Source organism: Metasolibacillus meyeri, from assembly GCF_003049505.1.
GTDB lineage: Bacteria > Bacillota > Bacilli > Bacillales_A > Planococcaceae > Metasolibacillus > Metasolibacillus meyeri.
Genome location: NZ_PYWN01000097.1, coordinates 1 through 22,235, shown reverse-complemented (window position 1 = coordinate 22,235; position 22,235 = coordinate 1). Strand labels below are relative to the sequence as shown.

General features: G+C 38.3%; 9 protein-coding genes. All 9 read left to right on the top strand.

Annotated features, from left to right (window positions below; genetic code table 11):
- The coding region (locus tag C9J34_RS14300; protein ID WP_193769018.1) for an S-layer homology domain-containing protein at positions 1-369 on the top strand (369 nt) is incomplete at its 5' end.
- 830 nt (positions 370-1,199) lie between these two features.
- Entirely contained in the window at positions 1,200-5,618 is a 4,419-nt protein-coding gene (locus tag C9J34_RS14295) for a S8 family serine peptidase (protein ID WP_193769017.1), read from the top strand.
- Positions 5,619-5,758: 140 nt separating this feature from the next.
- A complete protein-coding gene (locus tag C9J34_RS14275) occupies positions 5,759-6,676 on the top strand; it encodes a nuclease-related domain-containing protein (protein ID WP_107840853.1) in 918 nt (305 codons plus the stop codon).
- Positions 6,677-7,336: 660 nt separating this feature from the next.
- Positions 7,337-10,318, top strand: coding sequence for an S-layer homology domain-containing protein (locus C9J34_RS14270; RefSeq protein ID WP_107840852.1), 2,982 nt, complete (start codon positions 7,337-7,339; stop codon positions 10,316-10,318).
- 192 nt (positions 10,319-10,510) lie between these two features.
- Entirely contained in the window at positions 10,511-12,919 is a 2,409-nt protein-coding gene (locus C9J34_RS14265; RefSeq protein WP_107840851.1) for an S-layer homology domain-containing protein, read from the top strand.
- A 254-nt stretch (positions 12,920-13,173) separates the two neighbouring features.
- Positions 13,174-17,166, top strand: coding sequence for a hypothetical protein (locus C9J34_RS14260; protein ID WP_107840850.1), 3,993 nt, complete (start codon positions 13,174-13,176; stop codon positions 17,164-17,166).
- A gap of 208 nt (positions 17,167-17,374) precedes the next feature.
- A complete protein-coding gene (locus tag C9J34_RS14255) occupies positions 17,375-18,424 on the top strand; it encodes a CAP and S-layer homology domain-containing protein (RefSeq protein ID WP_107840849.1) in 1,050 nt (349 codons plus the stop codon).
- A gap of 235 nt (positions 18,425-18,659) precedes the next feature.
- Entirely contained in the window at positions 18,660-19,577 is a 918-nt protein-coding gene (locus C9J34_RS14250; protein ID WP_107840848.1) for a C40 family peptidase, read from the top strand.
- 504 nt (positions 19,578-20,081) lie between these two features.
- Complete coding sequence (locus C9J34_RS14245; RefSeq protein WP_107840847.1) at positions 20,082-22,079, top strand: N-acetylmuramoyl-L-alanine amidase; 1,998 nt, start codon at positions 20,082-20,084, stop codon at positions 22,077-22,079.
- Positions 22,080-22,235: the final 156 nt, after the last annotated feature.

Sequence of the window (22,235 nt, the reverse complement as noted above, 5' to 3'; positions counted from 1 at the left end):
CCATTCAGTGATGTAGGCAACTATGCAGCGGCAACACAAGCTGAAATTGCAGCTGTTTTCGAAGCTGGTATTGTAAAAGGAGCAGATGGTAAATATATGCCATCAGGAGAAATTACACGTGCACAGCTAGCCTTAATGCTATACCGTGCATATGAATACGCGACAGGTGAGAAATACGTGCCTCAAGGTAATGCAACATTTACGGATTTAGGTAAGTATAATGAAGAAACGCTTGCAGCGATTGCAATGCTTCAAGAATTAGGTATTGCATCAGGTGACCAAGGAAAATTCATGCCAACAGCACAAGCGACACGTGCGCACGCAGCAAAAATGGTCATCGAATTTTTAGCGGTTATTGAAAATCGTTAAAGTTAAGCATAATACTATGAAATAAATAAGGCGCAAGAAATCAATTAATAAACTCTTGATTTCTTGCGTCTTTATTTTTACCTCGTATTAACAGATGTTTGTTTCTTGTACCAAAAGCATAACGACAGGTACAGCAAAATGTAAGACTCCTATTTCAAAACTAGAATGTTTAAGTGGGGAATCAACAATCTGTAAAACTTGATTGAGGTAGTGTTACACAAGTATTTTACAGGATGTGAAGTTCTTAAGTTTACGCCCTTCTACTATCAATCAATCAATAGGGATGAGAAAAGCCCTACTGATCGATAGTTCACTTTATTTTATCTTAATCTCGTTTTACGCTATTTTAACTAATTTTAAAATTCACAATAGATATCTGTAAATATTTTTACATAGAATGATATTTTTAAGCATATATTGTCATAGTATCCTATTCGATTAGACAAGCATCCTGTAATAGAGTTGTTGTTTAAGTAGATAGGATTAGAGTTAATAGACAGAAAATTCAATCAGTTAGGAGGTTTTAGTTCTTTGCTGACAGCACAAGCCAAGTGCTTCATATCCTGAGGAAATACTTATGTAATCAACATCAAGTTGACCTCAATCAGGTTTTTTATAGACAGTTATCGCCCATTTATCTTTTTGTTTTTTGGTGGGAATCTTTCTAGGGTGAAATTGTAGCACGACTCTCACTCAAGTAAAGAGTGGACTAACTGCCTGTATACATTTGATTAGTTAAGTGAAAAGCCTTGGGGAGTGCAGAATTATTTTATTAACTCGCTTTTAGCAGTAGAAGATTCTAATTAAATTGTTTGAGGGAGGAATTGTTGTTGAGGAACAAAGGGGTTACTAAGTTTTTTGCTATTTTCGTAGCAGTTATGATGATCCTCAGTATGCTTTCGCCAATGCAGGTGTCGGCGGATAGCGATTTTAGTTTGCAGAAAAAATCAAATGATGAAGCTACACTACTAACAAAAGCAGCAATAATCGAACAACTAAATATTTCTAACGGACCAGCAATGCTGCATCCTGATTTACAGGATTTATCTGGTAATAATTCAGTTGCAGTCATTGTGCATTTATCAGAGAAACCTGTTGCACTAGAAAAAGGAATTCGAGATTTAGAAGGAAGAAGCTTCAGTGCTTCAGAGGCACAACGAATTGAAGAAGTAGTACAAACACAGCAAGCAGAAGTAATTCAAGAAATGGTAGTTGAAAACATTTCCTTCACGCAAGGCTATACTTTTAACACCGTATTAAATGGCTTTGCAGCACAAATAAGAGCGGATGATTTAGAAAAGCTACTTGAAATTGAAGGGATAACTCTTATTGAGCCAGATGCTGAAGTGTATGCTTATGAAGAGGAAGCTTCAACGGATGGCCAAGTAGAAGCATATATGAATACGAGCAACTCATTTTTAGGTATCGAGCAACTATGGGCAGAGGGCATAGAGGGACAAGGTGTTAAAGTTGCCGTTTTAGATACGGGTATCGATACGACACACCCAGAATTTGCAGGCATTTATAAAGGTGGAAAAAACTTTATTGTACATGATCCAAATATGTACAAAGCACCACGTGATGCCAATGATGGCTCAGAAACAAAACCATCTGAGCGCCCTTCTAATCAGCCACTTGTCAATGCACGTGGAAGTTCATATGCAACTTCACATGGGACACATGTAGCAGGAACGATTGCTGCAATCGGTGCAAATTCATATGGAATTAAAGGAATTGCCCCAAAAGTAGATTTATATTCTTATCGTGTATTAGGGGCTTATGGAAGTGGTGCAACATCAGGTATTGTAGCGGCAATTGAATATGCTGTTGAGCAGGAGATGGATGTGATTAATCTATCTTTAGGCGGTGGCTCGAATTCAGAAAATGATGCGAGCTCATTTGCCATTAACAATGCTGCATTAGCGGGGGTTATTGCTGTTATTGCAACAGGGAACTCTGGTCCGAATCGCGGAACATTGGGTACACCTTCAACGGCACCGTTGGGAATAGCTGTCGGCAATTCAACGAATCCTGAAAAAGCCTATCATGCAGTAGCTACTATAGAAGTTGGTAATGTTAAGTTGTCTAAAAAATTAAATTTAATGGCTACGACATTTGGTGGAGACTTAACACAGCAATTGAGCGGTGAATTTGAATTAGTTGCTGTTCCAAATATTGGAGCAGCAGCTGATTATGCAAATATTAATGCTAATGGAAAAATTGCACTTATTTCACGCGGTGATATCGCCTTTGTGGAAAAAATCGAGCATGCTAAAAATGCTGGAGCAATCGGGGCAATTATTCATAATTTCTCAGGAGGCACAAATGCACCAGGACCTTCTGGAACATTTTTAGGCGATTCCTTTGATTTTATTCCAACGTTCGATATGTCTGTTACAGATGGACAGGCTATTCGCAATGCTTTAGCTTCAGCGGTCGGAACGATTAGTTTTAGCGAATATGGTGCACTGACATCGATTGGCGATGAGATAAATGATTCAAGCTCACGCGGTCCATCTACGCCAAACTTTGATATTAAGCCAGATGTAGTAGCGCCAGGAACGAATATTATGTCCACAGTGCCTACTTATAAAACAAATACTGCTGCAGGCGAGCCAATCAATCCGGGACAGGCATATGATCGCAAAACAGGTACATCCATGGCTACACCACATATTGCTGGGATTGCGGCATTGATAAAGCAAGCAAATCCAAGTTGGACACCATTTGATGTAAAAGTAGCGTTAGCAAATACGGCAGATATTTTAAATACATCGAAGTATGATGTATTTGATCAAGGCGCAGGACGTGTAAATGCATACGAGGCGGCATTTCCAAGTGCCCTTGCCTATGTACAAGATTCTGCAAAACGTGATGCAAGTGGTCAAATCGTAGCACATGAAAAAGGCTCTGTGACATTTGGGCCGCAGCCAGTTAAAGCACAAAATATTCAAGTAACAAAAGAAATAATTGTGCGCAATATGAATGGTGTAGGAGGAAACTACAGCGTTTCAGTTGATATGCTACAAAGCTTTGGAGATGCACAAGTAACGGTTGATAAATCATCATTTACTTTAAATGGTGAGGAGCAATTAACCGTAACATTAACAGCCTCACGTAATACCGCAGCTAAATTAGGTGATGAAATTTTTGGCTATATTCATCTGATACCAACTCAATCTGTTACGACAGAAACGTCATTATTAGTAGATAGAGCCGAGTTAAATATGACGGAAGGTGGAACGATTCAGTTAAATGTTGTGGAAAAAACGACAACAACACCTGAAACGCATACAACGATTTCTTTGCCTTTCGCAGCTGATTTTGGTGGAGAGGCACCGACAGCAATTGAAGACATGGCTATTTCTGCAACAGATGTATCCTTTAATGGTGATGGCATTAAGGACAGTGCCGAACTAACATTTACATTAACAGGTGATGTAGGAACAAACTATATTGAGCTTTGGGATTTAGAAGATCCTGAAGGTGGCGTATACGGTGATGGTTATATTGGCTATTTACATGCGGCCCAAACTTTAGGAGCTGGCTCATGGCGTTTAGTTGTAAATGGTAACTATACACCGTGGGGTGGTAGTGGCATGGTGGCTATTCCAGATGGTGTTTATACGATTGATTTTACTGCTGAGACGCAGGCGGGTATCATATCTGACTATGTTGGCCCAATCTTTGTTAAATCGACAACTGCAACGTTGCAAGATGTAACGGTTACACCGACTTCGGTAACGTCAGGTGATACAGCAACAATTACATCAGGTGATACTGCGAATATTGCAGTAACTGGTAAAGTAGTCGATAAATATATTGATTACAAAGGGTTATTAGCATCTTATGGTTTAAACTATGATGTGAATAGCAAATTAACAGCATTATATGCTGTAACACGTGATGGCGAAATTATTGAAGATGATTTCGTTACTTTACAGCAGGATGGAACATTTGACTTTGATGTCGAAGCACAACTTAATACTGCAACGGACTCTGTCACGATTGTTATTTTAGACGCAGCTGGCAATATAAGTGAGCATACGGTTTATGGCACACCAATTTCAATTATCACATCACAAAGTGTAATGACGAAGCTTGAAGCGACAGCTTTGCCAAGTGAATTGGATATTTCAAATAATGTGAGCGAAGCAGAGCTAGCTGAAGTAACTTCAAATAAATTGACATTCGTTTCATCTGTAGCAATGAATGAGCCATCTGTATCAAATCATGTATTTTCCATGGTTGATGGTCCATCTCGTCCAACAATATTTGAATCAAGCACAACTGTCGATGTAACAGCACAGGCGACATATACAGTAGCTGATAATAGCATTGTGGAAGTAACGAATGGTTTAGTAACAGCGAAGGAATCGGGTACAACAACGATTACAGTGAATTATGGCAATAACAATATTGTTATTCCTGTAACGGTAAACCCAGCTTCAAATCCAGAGCCAAACCCGAACCCAGGACCGAATCCAAATCCAAACCCAGGACCAAGCCCGAACCCAGGACCAGCACCAAATCCAGGACCAGCACCAAATCCAGGACCGGATTCAAACCCAGGACCAACACCAAATCCAAATTCGGGTGACGGATCAACAGCATCAGAAACTCAACCGCAAGAAAAGCAAGAGCCTGAAAAACCAGAAACAACACATCATGATTATGAACAACAAGAAGAGCCTGTTTCATTCCAACCAACAGACTTACCAGCTAATCATTGGGCAGCAAGCTATATTTACAAAATGATTGCGAAGGGTCTATTAAAGGGGAATGAAAATGGCGAAGTGAAGCCAGATGCCAATGTAACACGTGCACAATTTGCATCCATTTTAGCGCGTGCGTTAGGCTTAAAGGCAAATGGTGGAGCACCATTTAGCGATATTAACAATTATGCAGCATCGACACAGGGGGAAATTGCCGCTATTTTTGAGGCCGGTATTGCAAAAGGTACTGACGATAAATTCAGCCCGGCAGGTGAAGTAACTCGAGCACAATTAGCATTAATGCTATATCGTGCATATGAGTATGCAACAGGTGAGAAATATGTACCAAAAGGCAAGCCGTCATTTGCTGATTTAGGTAAGTATAATGAAGAAACACTTGCGGCGATTACTATGCTTGAAGAATTAAATATTGCATCAGGAGATCAAGGGAAATTTAAGCCATCAGCATCTGCGACACGTGCGCATACTGCAAAAATGGTAATTAATTTCTTGGAAGTGATTGAAGGGCAATAATTCAAAGGGTTTATAGAAACTTAGGCTGTCTAGAAATTTTCTAGGCAGCTTAGTTTTATATTAAGTAAGAAATATAGGCTTTTAGTGATTGCTGAAAATAATTTAATAAAGTAAAATATTTGTAAAAAAGGAGGGGTTGAATGGTTATTTTGCCGCGTGAAAGGCCAATCAAAGAATATTTATTGCAAGCTGCTATTCGTCGAGGGTTTCCTGAACTGAAAGATGAGCTAATACGGATACAGCAAGGAGTAGCAGGAGAGCGATATGTAGATCGTAGCTGGTCCGATATGCAATTAGAGGAGATGTATTTTTTACTGCATGATTTCAGTACAGCTACACATCAAATGGATACGTTGTTTCTTTGTGAAAAATTTATTCTTATAGTAGAAATTAAAAACATTGCAGGTCGCATTGATTTTGATGAAAAATGCCACCAATTTACTCGAACTTTTGAAAATGGCACACCCCAAGGCTTTAGAAACCCCCTTGATCAAGTACGTCGTCACCAACGCTTCCTACGACAGCTATTCCCCACTTTACCAGTTGTTTATGTGATAGTACTAGCTCACCCCAAAACGATTATTGGTCAAATGCCTCAAAATGAGCCAATAATTCATTGTAGTGGCCTAGAATTTTATATCCGCAAGCTTCTCGCGATGTATAAACCACAGTTAACAATAAAGCAGCTTCAACAGCTTAAAAATGAGTTACTTCAAATGCATACAACCCCTAATCCCAAATTAAATATTGATAAAGCGAAAATTTGCGTAGGTGTACTTTGTAAACAATGCGATGATAAGACACAAATGCTATTTCAGTATGGAGGATTCATCTGTCCTAAATGCCAAACAAAGGATAACGGCACAATGTTACAACAAGCACTTGAGGACTATAGTCTATTAATAAACGAATGGATTACTAATATCGAATTTCGTAAATTCATGGGAGTGAATTCAATTTACGCAGCAAGCCGACTACTAAAAAAACTAAACTATTCACACAAAGGAGATAAAAAAGGCAGAAAATATTTGATTTCTATAAGGGAAAGTCGCAAATAAATTCGAGAACTCGCAAATATCCCGGGGAAAGTCGCAAATAAATGGGAGAACCCGCAAATAACCCGGGGAAAGTCGCAAATAAATCTGAGAACCCGCAAATATCTTCGGGAAAGTCGCAAATAAATCCGAGAACTCGCAAATATCCCCGGGAAAGTCGCAAATAAATCAAAGAACCCGCAAATATCCCCGGGAAAGTCGCAAATAAATCAAAGAACCCGCAAATATCCCCAGGAAAGTCGCAAATAAATGGGAGAACCCGCAAATATCCCCGGGAAAGTCGCAAATAAATCTGAGAACTCGCAAATATCCCCGGGGAAGTCGCAAATAAATCTGAGAACTCGCAAATATCCCCGGGAAAGCCGCAAATAAATCCGAGAACTCGCAAATATCCCCGGGAAAGCCGCAAATAAATCCGAGAACCCGCAAATATCCCCGGGAAAATCGCAAATAAATCTGAGAACCCGCAGATATCCTGGGGAAAGTCGCAAATAAATCTGAGAACCCGCAAATATTTCTAAAACTCAAAAATCACTGTAACTTCTTCTGAAAAACTACGTCTAAGTTTATGTAAAAACGAAGCAAGGCACCAAAAGAGCAAAAAAAATGTTAAAATAGCAATAGCTTGTGATTTTAGCATTTCTATTAAAGGAGGAAAAATGAATGAAAAAATCATATAAAAAAATGTTAGCCTCTACAGCTGCGGTAGCAGTAGTAGCATCAGCAGTTGTACCTGTCGCAAGTGCGGCATCTTTTAAAGATTTAAATAACCATATGTATACAAACGAAATTAACGCTTTAGTTGAGGCGCAAGTAATTACAGGTTATCCTGATGGGACATTCCGACCAAATCAAACATTAACACGTTCAGATGTTGTGAAGCTTTTAGGGAAATATTTAGTATCATTAGGTCACGAAATTCCAAGTGATTATAAAACGAAAATGCGCTTTACAGATTTAACACCTAAATCTCAGGATGAGCTGTTACAATATGCGGCGCTTGTAAAAGATGTAGGTGTGTTCAATGGCGATGGTGGCAAGCTATTGCATCAAAATGACCTTCGTCGTGATCAAATGGCATCCGTACTTGTACGTGCATTCACAGTTATCAATGATTTTGCTTATGTACAGCATGTCAAAAATCAAGGGTTTACAAGTACACTTTCAGATTTACATCGTACAACGCATCAAGATGCGATTACGGTACTAGATTACTATGATATTGTCAAAGGTGCTGCGTACAATCCTAAGGATGCAACCAAACGAGGAGAGTTCGCCTACTTCCTATATCATGTGTTAAATGCAGAAATCCCAACGAAAGAGCCAGCATTAACGGTGATGAAGGTGGAGGTGACAGCGGCTGATAAACTTTCTGTCACATTATCAAACAACAAAACACATACAGTGACATTACCAAAACCATTAGTTGGAAATGTAGAAACAAATGTAACTTTCAAAATTGATGAAGTAGAATACTCTGCAAAAGTGAAATATGTAGTAACAGTGAAAAAGATAGAAGTGATAGCGGCTGACAAACTTTCAGTGACATTATCAGATGATAAAGCATACACAGTGACGTTGCCAAAACCGTTAGTTGAAAACATTGAAACAGATGTAACTTTCAAAATTAGTGATATGGAATTTTCTGCAAAAGTGAAATACGAAGTACCAGACTTAAAGGTAGTAGCGGTAACAAATCCTAACGCTGGGCAAATTAAGATTGACTTCAATCAACCAGTAGCACTTGCTGCAAAGTTGAATGAGGTGGAGATTAATAAACTTATAGAAGTGAATGGCGTTGACCGACTTGGTAAAATCAACCTATCACAAGGTGAGCTGAGTGCTGATAAAAAATCTTTAGTCGTAACAATTAAAGGAACAACACCTTTAGAAGGACGCTATCGTGTGACTGTCAAGGATATCAAAACAGATAAAGGTGTAGCGCTGATTAAATATGATGACTTCCCTTCATTTGTAGCAGATAGAACAGGTCCAGCAGTAGCGACTGTTGAAAATGTAGGTGCAACACGTGTTAAGGTGAAATTTACAGAGCCTGTCAATAATACGGTTGGTGTTACACAATTTAAATTAGCAAATGGTGTACTTGTATCAGGTGTAACAGGAACGATTGGTCAAAATGCGACTGAGGTTATTTATGATTTAACAAATGCATATGCGAACGGCGCTCAACTTACACCAGGTACAATGGTAACAATTACTTTTGGTACATTAGTAGACTTAGCTAATAATGTGGCGCCAGCGAATTCTTTAACAACGACCGTTTCTGTTGGACATAAAGATGGCATACTACCAACAATATTAAATGTAGAGCCATTGGGAGCAAAAAAATTCAAATTGATTTTCTCAGAGGAAATTCGCCAGTTAACAATAGCTGATATTGTAGTATCACAAAATTCATATGCACCAGGCATCGCAACAGTTGTGAAAGATGAGAAAGATCCAAAAGCTTATATTGTGACGACAAATGGTTATTTAAATGGCTATGTAACGATTACATCAGCACCTGGTCGTTATATTACCGACTTATCTGGAGAAACGAATACATTCTCAACAGCGTTTAACTTTGTAGCGGATAATTCAGTTCCGAACTATTTATCTTCGGCAGTTGTCATAGATAAAGGAGAAGAATATTTAGATATTACATTTGATCGTAATTTAGCTGACCCAACAGCATCTTCGGCAATAGAATTAAGAGGAAGCTATGTATTACCAGGAGGGGCAACACTCCAAATTCCATCTGCTCTTTCCGTAGTACCTATTAAGCATCCAACAAATGACAAAGTTCTTCGTGTGAAGTTGAGTACATTATTAGCGAGTGCAAATATACAGGGGTTAGATCAGCAAGGGGCTACTTACTTTACAACTGTTACATTGAGAAATATTGTGAGTGAATATGGTCAACCAGTTAGCTATGTACCTCAAATTCAATTTACGCGCGGTGGAGATTTAGGTAATAACCAAAATAAAATTGCTGTACGTAGTGTTGAAACAACTGTTTATAACCCGAATTTAGCGATAGATAATAAGACAGTTTTAATTACATTCTCTCATGCAGTAGATGGATTAACAGGCTTCAATGCGGCTAACTATATAGTGGATGGAGCAGTAGTGGAAAGTGCAAGAGTGTCATCAACAAATAACCATCAAGTTTTACTAACATTGAGAGATAGTACAGTCACACAACAGTTGGCAACAAACATTACAATAAGCAATGTGAAAGCAATGAATTCAACTGTAGCGATGGACCCATATCGTAATGTTATCCACTTAAATGAAAACATACGCCCACAAAATCAGGGATATATCGTTGTGCCACATGCGAATGAAATCGTGATGACATTCACAGAGCCGTTAATAAATGTATTGGCGAATTCATTTACAGTGAAAATGAATGGCGCTAATGGTGTGCCAGATACGCCAATTGTTGTGACAAATGTAGTGCAAAATGGCATCGGTTCTTATGGTCAAAATCAAGTTCATTTGACGTTAGCACAACCATTAACACACGGGGCATCATTTACAATTGAATTAGCAAATGGTGCAACAGTAAGTGATGCAGCTAAAAACTTATTACTATTTACACCACGTGTCTTTACGTATTCTGCAGGTCAAATAAACTATTAATTTGATGCAGTATTGCTTTGTCTTCACAAAGTAACCAAACTGTAATAAAACCTAAGCACATTTTAATATAAAATATAGGATGGTGTAGCTTGCTACACCATCTTTTCAATTTTTGGAATATCGATTCATGTATAATAAAAAAATTGAAGCAAAAAATAAGAGAAAGTTTGTTAGAGAAGGAGTTATTGCAGCATGAAAAAACTACTATCTACATTACTTGTGCTATTGTTAATTAGTTCTACCATGACACCAATGGCTATTTACGCGGAGGGACAGGAAAATAACGAACCGCTTGTTGGGACAGTAGAAGAAGCACTAGCAACTGAAACAGTAGAAGGGCAAGTAACAGAAGAAACGCAAGAAGAGAAGGCTGTGGAGGAAGAGACAACTGAGGAACAGCCCAATGAAGAATTGACAGCACAGCCTACAGCAGAAACGCAATATGTCACTGTTCCTCAAAAGCTAGCCGATATATCGAGTAGTTTTTGGGCGAAAAATGAAGTGATGCAGCTTGTTGAAATTGGTGCAATCAACGGCTATCCAGATGGTGAGTTTCGTCCAGCATTAACGATTTCAGTTGGGCAAGCAACGAATCTTTTAAAAGGTTCGCTACAATTACCAGAAGCACCGTATCAGCCAATTTTTAAAGATGTAAGCGAAAAATCAAGCTTTGCGGCAGGCGTATTTTCTACATATAAAGCAGGGATTTTTAAAGGGAAAAAGGATGGCAGTTTCGGTGTAGCAGACCCATTAACGCGTGAAATGATGGCATCCGCATTAGTAAATGCCTTTCGTTTAAAGGATACAGGAGAATCGATTACCTTTAAAGATTGGGATAAAATTAGCCCAGAGCATCGTGAAAATGTAAAAATTTTAGCGCAGCATGGAATTACAACAGGTCGTGAAGATGGTAGCTATGACCCTCATGCTGTAGTCAATCGTGTCACATTTGCAGTTATGATTCATCGTGCGCTCGTGATGAACAATGAAATTGCGCCAAAAGATTACACAATTGAAACGGCGCAGCAATCGAAATTTACATTATTCCGCAAAGAGGCGAATTTTGTACAGGTGACAAAAGGAGATAGTCCGTTATTCATCCGTGCGGAATTACCGATTAAATTAGAAGGAACAAAAACAGAAAACTTTGGTGTCGCAACAGATACAATTTATACATATAAAATTGGGTCACATGCCACATTAAAAGCAACTGTGCGCCACCTAACGAATGGTGATGAATTCGTCTTTTCAACATTGACGAATACAAGCGATGCGAAAATAAATGTAGATTTATTCCAAAAACAATTAAATGTAACAAATTTCCGTTTATACCGTTACGACCGTTTCCCAATCTCGAAAAACTCGAATGATGTATTTGGCTATGATTCATCTAGCTATCCAACAGGGATGATGCGTTTTATGACAAATGACAAGCTGGCAGGAGATCGCATGGTAGGCCAAGCTTATCGTTCGAAGCAGCTAACACAAAAGTATGATAATGGTGGCGTTAGTTATATGCGTGACTTACGTGCAGAGTACGAGGCTTTATCATATACATGGTTAGGCACAGATTTACTTTCATTTTATACGTTAGCTTCAAATGGTCAAGATATTGTGGATACATGGTATATGGATTCAAACGAACGTTTATTTAAAACAGATGAGCATATGAATAACTGGATGATTGAAACGGCAGCTAACTATAAGAAACGCAACAATTGGTACACTGCAGAAGGCCCATTTAATAAAATGGCCACAACGACGGAGCCAATGCCGAAAAATTATCAAGGCTTTGGGCGCAATTTATTATTAGTAAAAGAGGATCGCGCACTTGTGTTATTTAAAGCGCAAGGTGATCGCTATTTTGCCAATTTAGTGAAAAACTCATTTATTAGCTTACAAAAGTTTAAAGGTAATAAAACATATTGGGAAACAGAAGTGACAAGCACGTATTTAAAAGGACTCTATGGCATTCATGCACCGTTTATCGATACGCGCTTTAATGAGCAAATTGCATTATTTTACTATAATTCAGGTGCGGAATTTGATATTCCAAATTACCGTGAGCCTCTGAGAAATTATGCAGATTTAATCATTTCTCAAAGAACAAACAATAATGTGATTCGAGTAAGTAGGGATGCTTATTATATTCCTGACTACTTCCCAGTGAAGCAAAATGTAACGACACATACATCGATGAACCATTTGCTTGGTGGCATGAATATTTTATTACTTGCCTATAATGAATTTGGTGATGCAAAATACCTTGAAGCAGCAACTGCAGTACAAAAAGCACTAGCAACTGAAAAAAATAAATGGATTCGTGATAACGGTGATATTTGGTATCGTGTGAATAAGGAAGGTCAGTTCGCAGGTACAGATTATCAGCATTTAACATTAGAGGATCTAATCCACTCGTATCGCCTATGGAAGGATATCGATACAACTTATTTATACGTGCTAGAAGAAATGATTGCCTCAAAAGCAGGCTATTTATCAACCAATCAATTAGGCTACACAATGAAAATTAAAAATGGCTTAGAGGCAATTGATATGATGCACTATTTACCAGAAGGTCCATTGTATACAGACGCACTATAGAATAGAGGCTTTCGGGGCGAGTTGCCCCGAGAGCTTTTTTAATGGGATAATGAAGGAGTTTTTGGATTGAGTAGAATAACCCACGAAAATTTGTAATCATCCTCAGATTTCATAGAATCCATGAAAAGCGTAGAATACCCCCTAAAACATAGAATAGCCAGCATCTAATAGTAAAATCTCCGTTTTTACTTGAAAAAATGCAAATTTTGCCGATAAATAGCCTAAGTTAACTTATGTACGAGAGGATGAACTAAATGAACAATAAAGTACGCGTAGGAGTACTTGCGAGCTTACTGCTTGCGCCTGCCACACTTGCAAGCGCCAATGAGCAAGCCCCAATCATTCAGCAAAATGAGCAGCTGCCGTTTGCTGTGGTGGCGAATGCGATTGACCCAAATACATTGCATTATTTAAAAGAGTTAAATGAAGATTCGACAGTTACCGCCCTTGAAACAGCAAAAGCTGCCTTTGATGTTCTTGATGAAAGTGAAATAGGTGTGGATCTTTATAAGGTAATTGAAGCGAAACTAATCTATGTAGAGGCGCATAAAGCGTTAGTAGAAGAATTAAAAGAAATTAATACGGAAATTACTACGCTATCACTAACATCGGAAACTTTAATAGATAAGGTGCCGCTTGTAGAAAAGCGATATGATGATGCATTAACGGACCTAGAAAATATACAAAATGATTTTAAGGTAGCATTTGGTGTACCAACTACTGAAAAAAATGAGATAAAAGGTCAATTGAAGTATGTTGATAATCTAGAACCTGATAATATAGTTTTGGCACATAAGACGATTACCAACCATGCTACACTGACATCACGTATACAAGTGATTGTAAAGCCGGAACAATTTATTCAGGCTCATTTACAAAATCTGCTTACGCTTCTTGATAAAACATCATACGCATCTGATATTACAGCAGCAAGAGCAGCATATGCGACGGGGCTAAATGCTGATGAAAAGAAAGTTGTGCAATCTTATAAAACGGAAACGGGCTTTACAGCTTATGAAGCACTAACAAAAGCGGAAGCTGTGCAAAAGGCTGTCCAAAAAGCAGATACACTTTACGATGAAATTGACAACACCGTTTTTAAATCGGTTAGTGCATTAAAAGCAAAGATGAAGGATTTGAAGACAGCACTTGAATTAGCAGAAGACTATGAGCATCTGTTAAATGTTGACCAAACGATTCTTATGAAATTGGAAAAGGTACTACTTGTGGTTGAAGGTATTGATGCATTAAAGTTGGGGGATTCTGACAAATATCGCACAGATGTAAGTAGCTTAGAAACAGAATATGGAGCGATTGAACCACCTTATCACCTACGTGTATTTAACTATGAAAAGCTAAAAGCCGCATCAATCGATATCGAAAAAGCGAATGAAGTAGATGACTTAATCAAAGGTATCACAGTCAACAATGCCCATGAAAAATTAAAACCAGCAGTAGATGCCTATACGGCGCTGTCGACAGCACAGAAAAAGCTTGTTACAAAATACGATGTGTTACAAGAGTTTCAAAAGGGCAATACGAGCGCAACAAGTGTTGTAAAAATGATTGATGCGATAAAGCCATCGTTAGATACTAGTTTTATATCGAAAGTTACTACCGCAAGAGTTGCTTATGAAAAATTGGGCGATAAATCTGGAAATCCGACGAAAAGTCAGCAACTGGTCACAAATCTTGCACGATTAGAAGAATTTGAGAAGTTTGAAGCTATTACAACACAAGTTATTAGCTTAAAGCTACCAAATTCGACAAAAGAAGGTGTGGAAACATATGCTACTCAAGTGACGGAAGCAAGAGCTGCATATAATGCTGCAACAAGTATTGTCGTTTCTGATGAGCACATAAAAACAACGCTATTAAAAGCAGCTGATGGAAAGTTGACGACGATGCAGGCTGAACTGGCAACAGCAGATACGATTATTATTAAAATTAATGGAATTGATGCGCAACCAGCAGCCCAAAAATTAAAGACGTTAAATGAAATACGAGAAGCATATAATAATGCTTCTGCAAATGCGAAAAAATTAGTGTACAACTATAAAGATTTAGTGGCACGCGAAAAAGAATTTAGCGTTGTTTTAAAAGTGACAAAGGATATCGAATCACTGCCGGCTCACTACAGCAAAACAGCATTACTAAGTCGTATTCAAGCTGTGCAAAAGGCTTACAATAATTTAGGCACAAATCAAGAGCATGTATACAATCAAGGTAAGCTGATTGCTCTCAAGCCTGTTGCAGATTTTATGGCAAATGTGAATGCATTGAAACCTAAAGATGTAGACTATGAGAAGCAGGTGGCAAAACTTAAAGCGGATTATGAAAGTATTGAGGGGCAATTCACTGAAGATACGTATAAGCCGATGTTAGATATGCTCAAAAGTAAATATTACGCTAAATTGAGTATCGCTAAAGAAAATTTAGATGTTGCGAAGCAAGTTGTTGATAAAATTACGGGTTTACAATCGCTAACAGACAAAGCAGGAGTAGGTCAGGAAATTAACCAGATTAAAGAGCTTTACAAAACAGTAAAACAAAAAAATCTCGTGACAAACTATAAAGAGTTCCAAATGATTGAAAAAAATTATAAGGCTGCTAGTAAGGTTATAAAGTTGATTGGAGATCTACCAACAGCTACGAAGGCAGACGCGAAAAATTATGCGAAAAAGGTAGAAGCTGCTAACAAGGCATATGACAAGTTAAATTTAGCTCAAAATGTTTATGTGTTCAATCATAGTACGCTTGAATCTGTTATTGCACCAGCACGAGTAATCGGTATGATTGCCGATTTAAAAACATCAAGCAAGGATTATTTAGTGAAGTTGAAGGAGGCAAAAGACGAGTATGCGAAGCTTTCAGATACTGATAAGCAAAAAGTTGTGAATGCGGATTTATTAGAACGCGGCGATGAAATGAAGGGCTCAGTTGAGGATGTGGAGCAACTAATTCGCGAGGCAATTCCAACGGCTACAGATTATATACAAAAGCTAATTGACGCGCGTCAAGCCTATAATGGATTGTCAAAAGACGAGCAGCGCATGGTCAGCAATATTAAAGATTTAACAGCGCGCGAAAAAGCGGTGAAGCCTGTATTAAAGCTAACAGAAGATATTGCCGCACTTGATCCATCGAACACAACGAGATTTATTTCACAATACAAGTCAGCGATAAAGGCACATGAAAAATTAAGCTTTGCAGACCGTGCACTTGTGACGAATGAGCAGCGCTTGGTAACGGAATTGGCACCAATCTTCAAGGTGATGGAGCAAATTTCACTTATTAAAGAATCAAGTAAAACATTCGTTGAGGATGTAACGAAGGCACGTACTGCTTACAATGCATTATCAGCAGGCGATAAAGCACAAATTTCGAACTATGCTCGTTTATTAGAGCAAGAATTAAATGTGCAAGGTGGCGCGCGAGTTGATGATATGATTCGTGCAATTAAAGGGAGCAATCCGAGAGAATACGTAGCTAACGTGAAGGCAGCACGTGCGGCTTATAACTCATTAAGCTCTGCAAATAAACGTGGCGTAACATTGCTGAACGATTTAAAGGCTGAGGAAAACTATATTAAGCCAGTTGAAACAGTTATTAAATTAATTGAGGGTTTATCAAATCCACGTAACGATTTGGCGAAGCAAGTAACTAATATTCAAAAAGCTTTAGCGAAGTTAAACAATGAGCAGCAAGCATTTGTAACGAATATGTCTGATTACACAGACTTATCGAGCATTGTACATGTTTATGAGCTAATTGAAAAATTGAAGCCTTCCGATAAATATTACATGGGGAACTTACAGGCAGCCCAAACAGCTTATGGTAGATTATCAGCTGAAGAAAAGATGCGTGTCACGAATTACTACAAGCTACAAGAGGCAATTACAAATGTTGAAGGCGTAGAAAACGTTATTCGTACAATTGCTGGTCTATCTTCGAGCGCTAGCACATATCTCACTGACGTGGAGAAGGCGCTAGATTTATATAAAGCATTACCTTCTGCATTGAAAAAGCAAGTGCATAATTACGATATTTTAAAAAATGCTGAAAAGAGTATAAAAAATGCGCAAAAGGTCATTAACACAATCGATCAAATTGATCCAACCGTACGTAGCTTTGAGTCAAAAGTAAAATCAGCACGCAGAGCTTACGATAAATTAGCGCCAGAGGATAAAGTGTTAGTAACAAATTATACATTTTTAACTCGTTATGAATTAGAATTAGGGTTATAAAGTAAAGCTTTAATAGGGCTGTCTGAAAGGGTTTGTCTTTTCAGACAGCCTTAGCTTCTCTAATAAATATTTGCTAAAAACCATGGAGGTTTTTAGTGTGAAAGCGAAGCGTTAGGTAACAAATCCAAGGTGTCACTATTCACGGCGCAAAGGAAGTGTCTTAAAAGGTTTTTTCAGACACTCCTATTCCTAGTATTGGGGTGTAACGATGAAAAAAATTTTGATTGTTGTCTTGTTGGTTTTTTCTATAATTTGGCAAAAACCTGTATATGCGAATGCTCACTTTAAAGATTTAACTAGCTCTTATTGGGCGACGCCAGCAATTATGCAATTAGTAAATGCAGGGTATATGAAAGGCTTCGAAGACGGCACCTTTCGACCAAATGAATTGACTACAAGGGCGGAGGCTACTGCAATTATTGCGCGGGCAATAGGCAAAGTGTCTTCCACAGATTTTATTTTACATGCAAAGGATGTCCCAACAACGCATCCTTACTATGAGGAAATTGGTCAGTTAGCACAATTAGGAATTATTCAAAATGGTGAATTTTTTCAACCAGATGAACCACTTCAGCGGGCACATATTGCCAAAATGATTGCATTGGCATTTAATATTACGACAGATGCTCAGAATACTGCATCATTTAAAGATTTACCAAAGGACTATTGGGCGAAGGATTATATCGAATCCTTGGCAGATATTGAAATCATTACAGGAAAAACGGTTAGTAAATTTGAACCGACAGCCTATGTGACACGCGCTCATTTAGCGGCATTCATATCGAGAGGAATGGCATTTCAAAAAAAGATAGAAAAGCGTGAATTTGCTTATGATTATCTTGTGAAAAGCTATATACCAACAGTGAATGAAAAAGGGAACTTCGCTAAGGAAGCTATTGTGATGGTAAATCAACATAGACATAAGCATGGGTTAAAGCCTTTACAGCATGACCCTCATTTAACGCAGCTAGCGGTTATTAAAGCACAGGATATGATTCAACGAGATTATTTTGATCACGAATCACCACATTACGGTGCGCCATGGGACATGGCTGAACTATTTGATTATCCTTATACAAGCTTTGGCGAAAATATCGCACGGAATTTTAATAGTGCACAGGCTGTTACAGATGCATGGATGGCATCTACTACACATAGGGAAAATATTTTAAAGTCAAGCTATACACATATTGGTATCGGCATTAAGTGTGCAGCTAATGGACAATATTATTGGGTACAACACTTTGCAAGTAAATAAAAGTAAGACTGTTAAATAAAGGTGCCCAATATTACAATGTAGTTACGGAGTTGCCACATATATTACGAGCAAAATAGACAAAAAAGCGCGAAAATACAGCTTCAATGCTGGTGTTTCGCGCTTTTTGTCATTTTATAAACTGTTACACAAGTGAAAAGTTATAGCATGTTTTTCTATGGTAGTCTTTTAAGTGGGCTTACAGCCAAGGTAGTTCTGAAAGGAGAAATAATACATTTTGAAAAAACGAGTTTTATTACCTGTATTTGCCGCATTTATGATTTTTGCAGGAACAGATGCACATGAGGCAGACGCAGCATCTGTAGATCAATTGACGACATCGGCTTATCAATATATTGGAACACCATACGTATATGGAGGAACGACAACGCGAGGCTTTGATTGTTCAGGCTTTACACGCCAAGTATTTAGCGATCTAGGTATTTCATTGCCACGTACATCTGGCTCACAATATGGGCAAGGGCAATCGGTTACCAAGGGAAATTTACAAGCAGGCGATTTAATATTTTTTAATACATCTGGAGCAGGTGTATCACATGTAGGAATTTACATAGGAGATCAAAAATTTATTCATTCACAAACAAGCAGAGGTGTAAGTGTATCGAATATTAATGAATCGTACTGGGCAAAACGTTATATCGGTGCGAAACGTGTAGCGAATTTTTCAACTATTGAAGTAGCGAAGGCAGAAGTAAAAAATGCACAAATCGATTTCTCTGTATATACTTCACGTGGCGAAGTAGCGATTCAATTAGCAAAAGCATTAAATCTTGATACATCTGATACAAACTCACCGTTTGCAGATGTAAAGCCATCAGCAAAATACGCAGGTGCAGTATCAGCATTAAGCCAGCTTGGTGTTTTCTCTGGAGACGAGCATGGAAAGTTTAATCCTGCATCACCTATAACACGTGCACAGCTAGCTAAGGTTTTAGTTGTAGCATTTGATTTGCAACAACAGGGCGATGCGCCAACATTTACAGATGTACCTACATCACATTGGGCGAGTGAGTATGTGGCAACATTGGCATCGACGGGTATTACTGTTGGCAAAGGTGATGGTACATTTGCAGTAAATGATTATGTAACATTGACACACCTTGAAGCATTTATTAACAGAGCACAGCAACAATAATTGAATTTGATTCAGCAATGTTTACTGCGCGAAAGCAAAGCGACAGCGGCAATTTTTACTGCGCAAAAGCAAAGAGGCAATGGCAATGTTTATTGTACCAAAAACGAAATAGCACATGTTTTCTGTTGAGGAAGTGTAGCGACAAATCTTTTCTGTGTGAAAGCAAAGCATCAGTAGCAGGTACAGAAGTCCCCCGTCTCTATAAGTGAAGGGATGCATACTAGAAGAGTAATTCAAAATCCCGATGCAATTAATTGATAGAGTGTTTTGAGCTATCACTTTTCTAAATGAACAAAAGCTATCTAGAAAGTAGTGCAACTCGCCTATTTTTTAGATAGCTAATTTTTATAAAATTTGTAACTTTTTGCGGTATTAATACGTCAAATGATATGGTAGCATGAGGTTTTCACAAAAAAGGGAGAAGAAAGTCGAAATCTAGATTTCGCAGTAGGGAAATTTTTGTTACAATTAAAATTGGTAAAGTAGAAGGGAGGAAAAGAGGCATTGTCTTTCAAAAAAGTCAGCCTGCTGTTAATTGTTGTCATAATGTCAATGTTTAATATACATAATGTATATGCAAATGCACGATTCGCCGATGTTCCTACTTCACATGGGGCGTCTGAAGAAATTAATTACTTAGTAAATTTAGGGGTAATTAAGGGGTATATGGAGAATGGCAAAACAATATTTAAGCCAAATGCACCTGTGACACGTGGACAAGTGGCGAAAATGGTTGTAGAGGCTACCGGGAGTAAGCCGTTAGTTGTTCAAAAATCATCTTTTTCTGACGTTCAGATAGGCACAGAATTATCAGGCTACGTGGAGCGCTCTATAGAATTAGGCTATTTCTCAGCATATTCGCCAGGCAAGTTTGGGCCAAATGTGCCGCTAACACGTGATGAGATGAGTAAAGTGCTTGTGAGTGCCTTCAAATTAGACGCAGAGGAATACGGCAAGCTGACAGTACCATTTACAGATATTAAGCCAACACATGCTTATTATAAATATATTGCAGCTATTTATTACAGCGGAATTACAAAAGGTGATACAACAGGTACGAAGTATAACGCAACAGAGATTGTAAAGCGTTCGCAATTTGCATCATTTATTGCTCGTGCAAAAGATGAAAAGTATCGTTTAGATTTACCTGTCAAAGGCGTAACGATACCAAATGCTACCGATGCAATTGGACAAGTACGTGCTACTACTGATAACTTAAATGTACGCTCTTCAGCTAGCGTGGCGAATGCTTCAAACATTTTAGGTAAAATCAATACAGGTACAACGCTTTATTTATATGAAGTTAACACAAATGGCTGGTTAAAGGTTGCTTATGATGGACGCTATGCTTATATTTCTAAAGATTACGCTGAGCTATTAGCTGCTGATGGACAAGCTCTAAGCAAGGTAAGTAAAGAAGTAAAAGCCTTTGGAGAAGTCAACCTTTATAAAACACGTGATGTTAACAGTCAAACGGTGGAGAAATTCGCAGATGAAGCAACAATTAAAGTATATGGAACAACAGGAAATTGGTATTTAACAGAGCAAAATGGTATTCCAGGCTATGTTCGCATTTCACAAACAACGGATATTATTGTTGAGCCGCCAACGGATAATAATGACAACAGTGGAGAAGGAGAGCCTAACAATGGTGGTGAAGAAGAAACGCCACCTGTTGTAACACCTAATCCAGACCCAGAGCCTGAAATACCTCCAACACCAGTTGAGCCACCAACGTTGAATACAAAAACAATCGGTAGCGCAACGGTAGATGGATTGCATATTCGTCAAACTGCATCGGGCTCTTCTGCTTCATTAGGAAGAATCAATCGCGGTACACTTGTAGAGGTGCATTCAATTTCAGGAAACTGGGCAAATGTTACGCATAATGGTGTAACAGGCTATGTGCACAAAACATATTTACGCCTTATTAATCAAACAGGCTCAAAAATAGCTGGTCGCATTATCGTCATTGATCCAGGTCATGGTGGTAAAGACCCAGGAACAACACATGGTAAAACAATCCAAGAAAAAGAAATTACATTGAAAGTGTCGAACTTAGTAAAAGCAAAACTTGAAGCTAGTGGCGCAATTGTAAAAATGACGCGCACTGGAGATACGTACCCATCGTTACAGGATCGTGTAGATTTTGCTAAAAATAACTATGGTGAAGTATTCGTCAGCATTCATGTAAACTCAGCTAGCTCGTCGGCTAAAGGAACGGAAACCTATTACAGTGTGACCTCGAATGATAACGAAAAAGAAGATTTCGCTTTAGCAACAGCAGTTAACACGCAAATTGTCAAGCAAGCAAATATGAATAATCGCGGCGTCAAACGTGTGGATTACTATGTAGTTAAAGGTCTTGTCATGCCAGCTATATTAGTAGAGCTAGGCTTCGTTTCAAATGCAGAAGACCGCAACAAATTAACAAGTGATAAATATGCAGAAATTTTTGCTCAAGCAATCTATGACGGGATTGTCGAATACTATAGTAAATAAAAAGAGAAAGGTTACTAGAATTTTCTAGTAGCCTTTTTTTGAGAAGTACTACTATAATGCGAAATTCGCAGATAAACCAGAGGAAAGCGCAGATATAATGAAAAACTCGCAAATAAATCATAAGAAAGCGCAGATATAATGAGAGACCCGCAAATA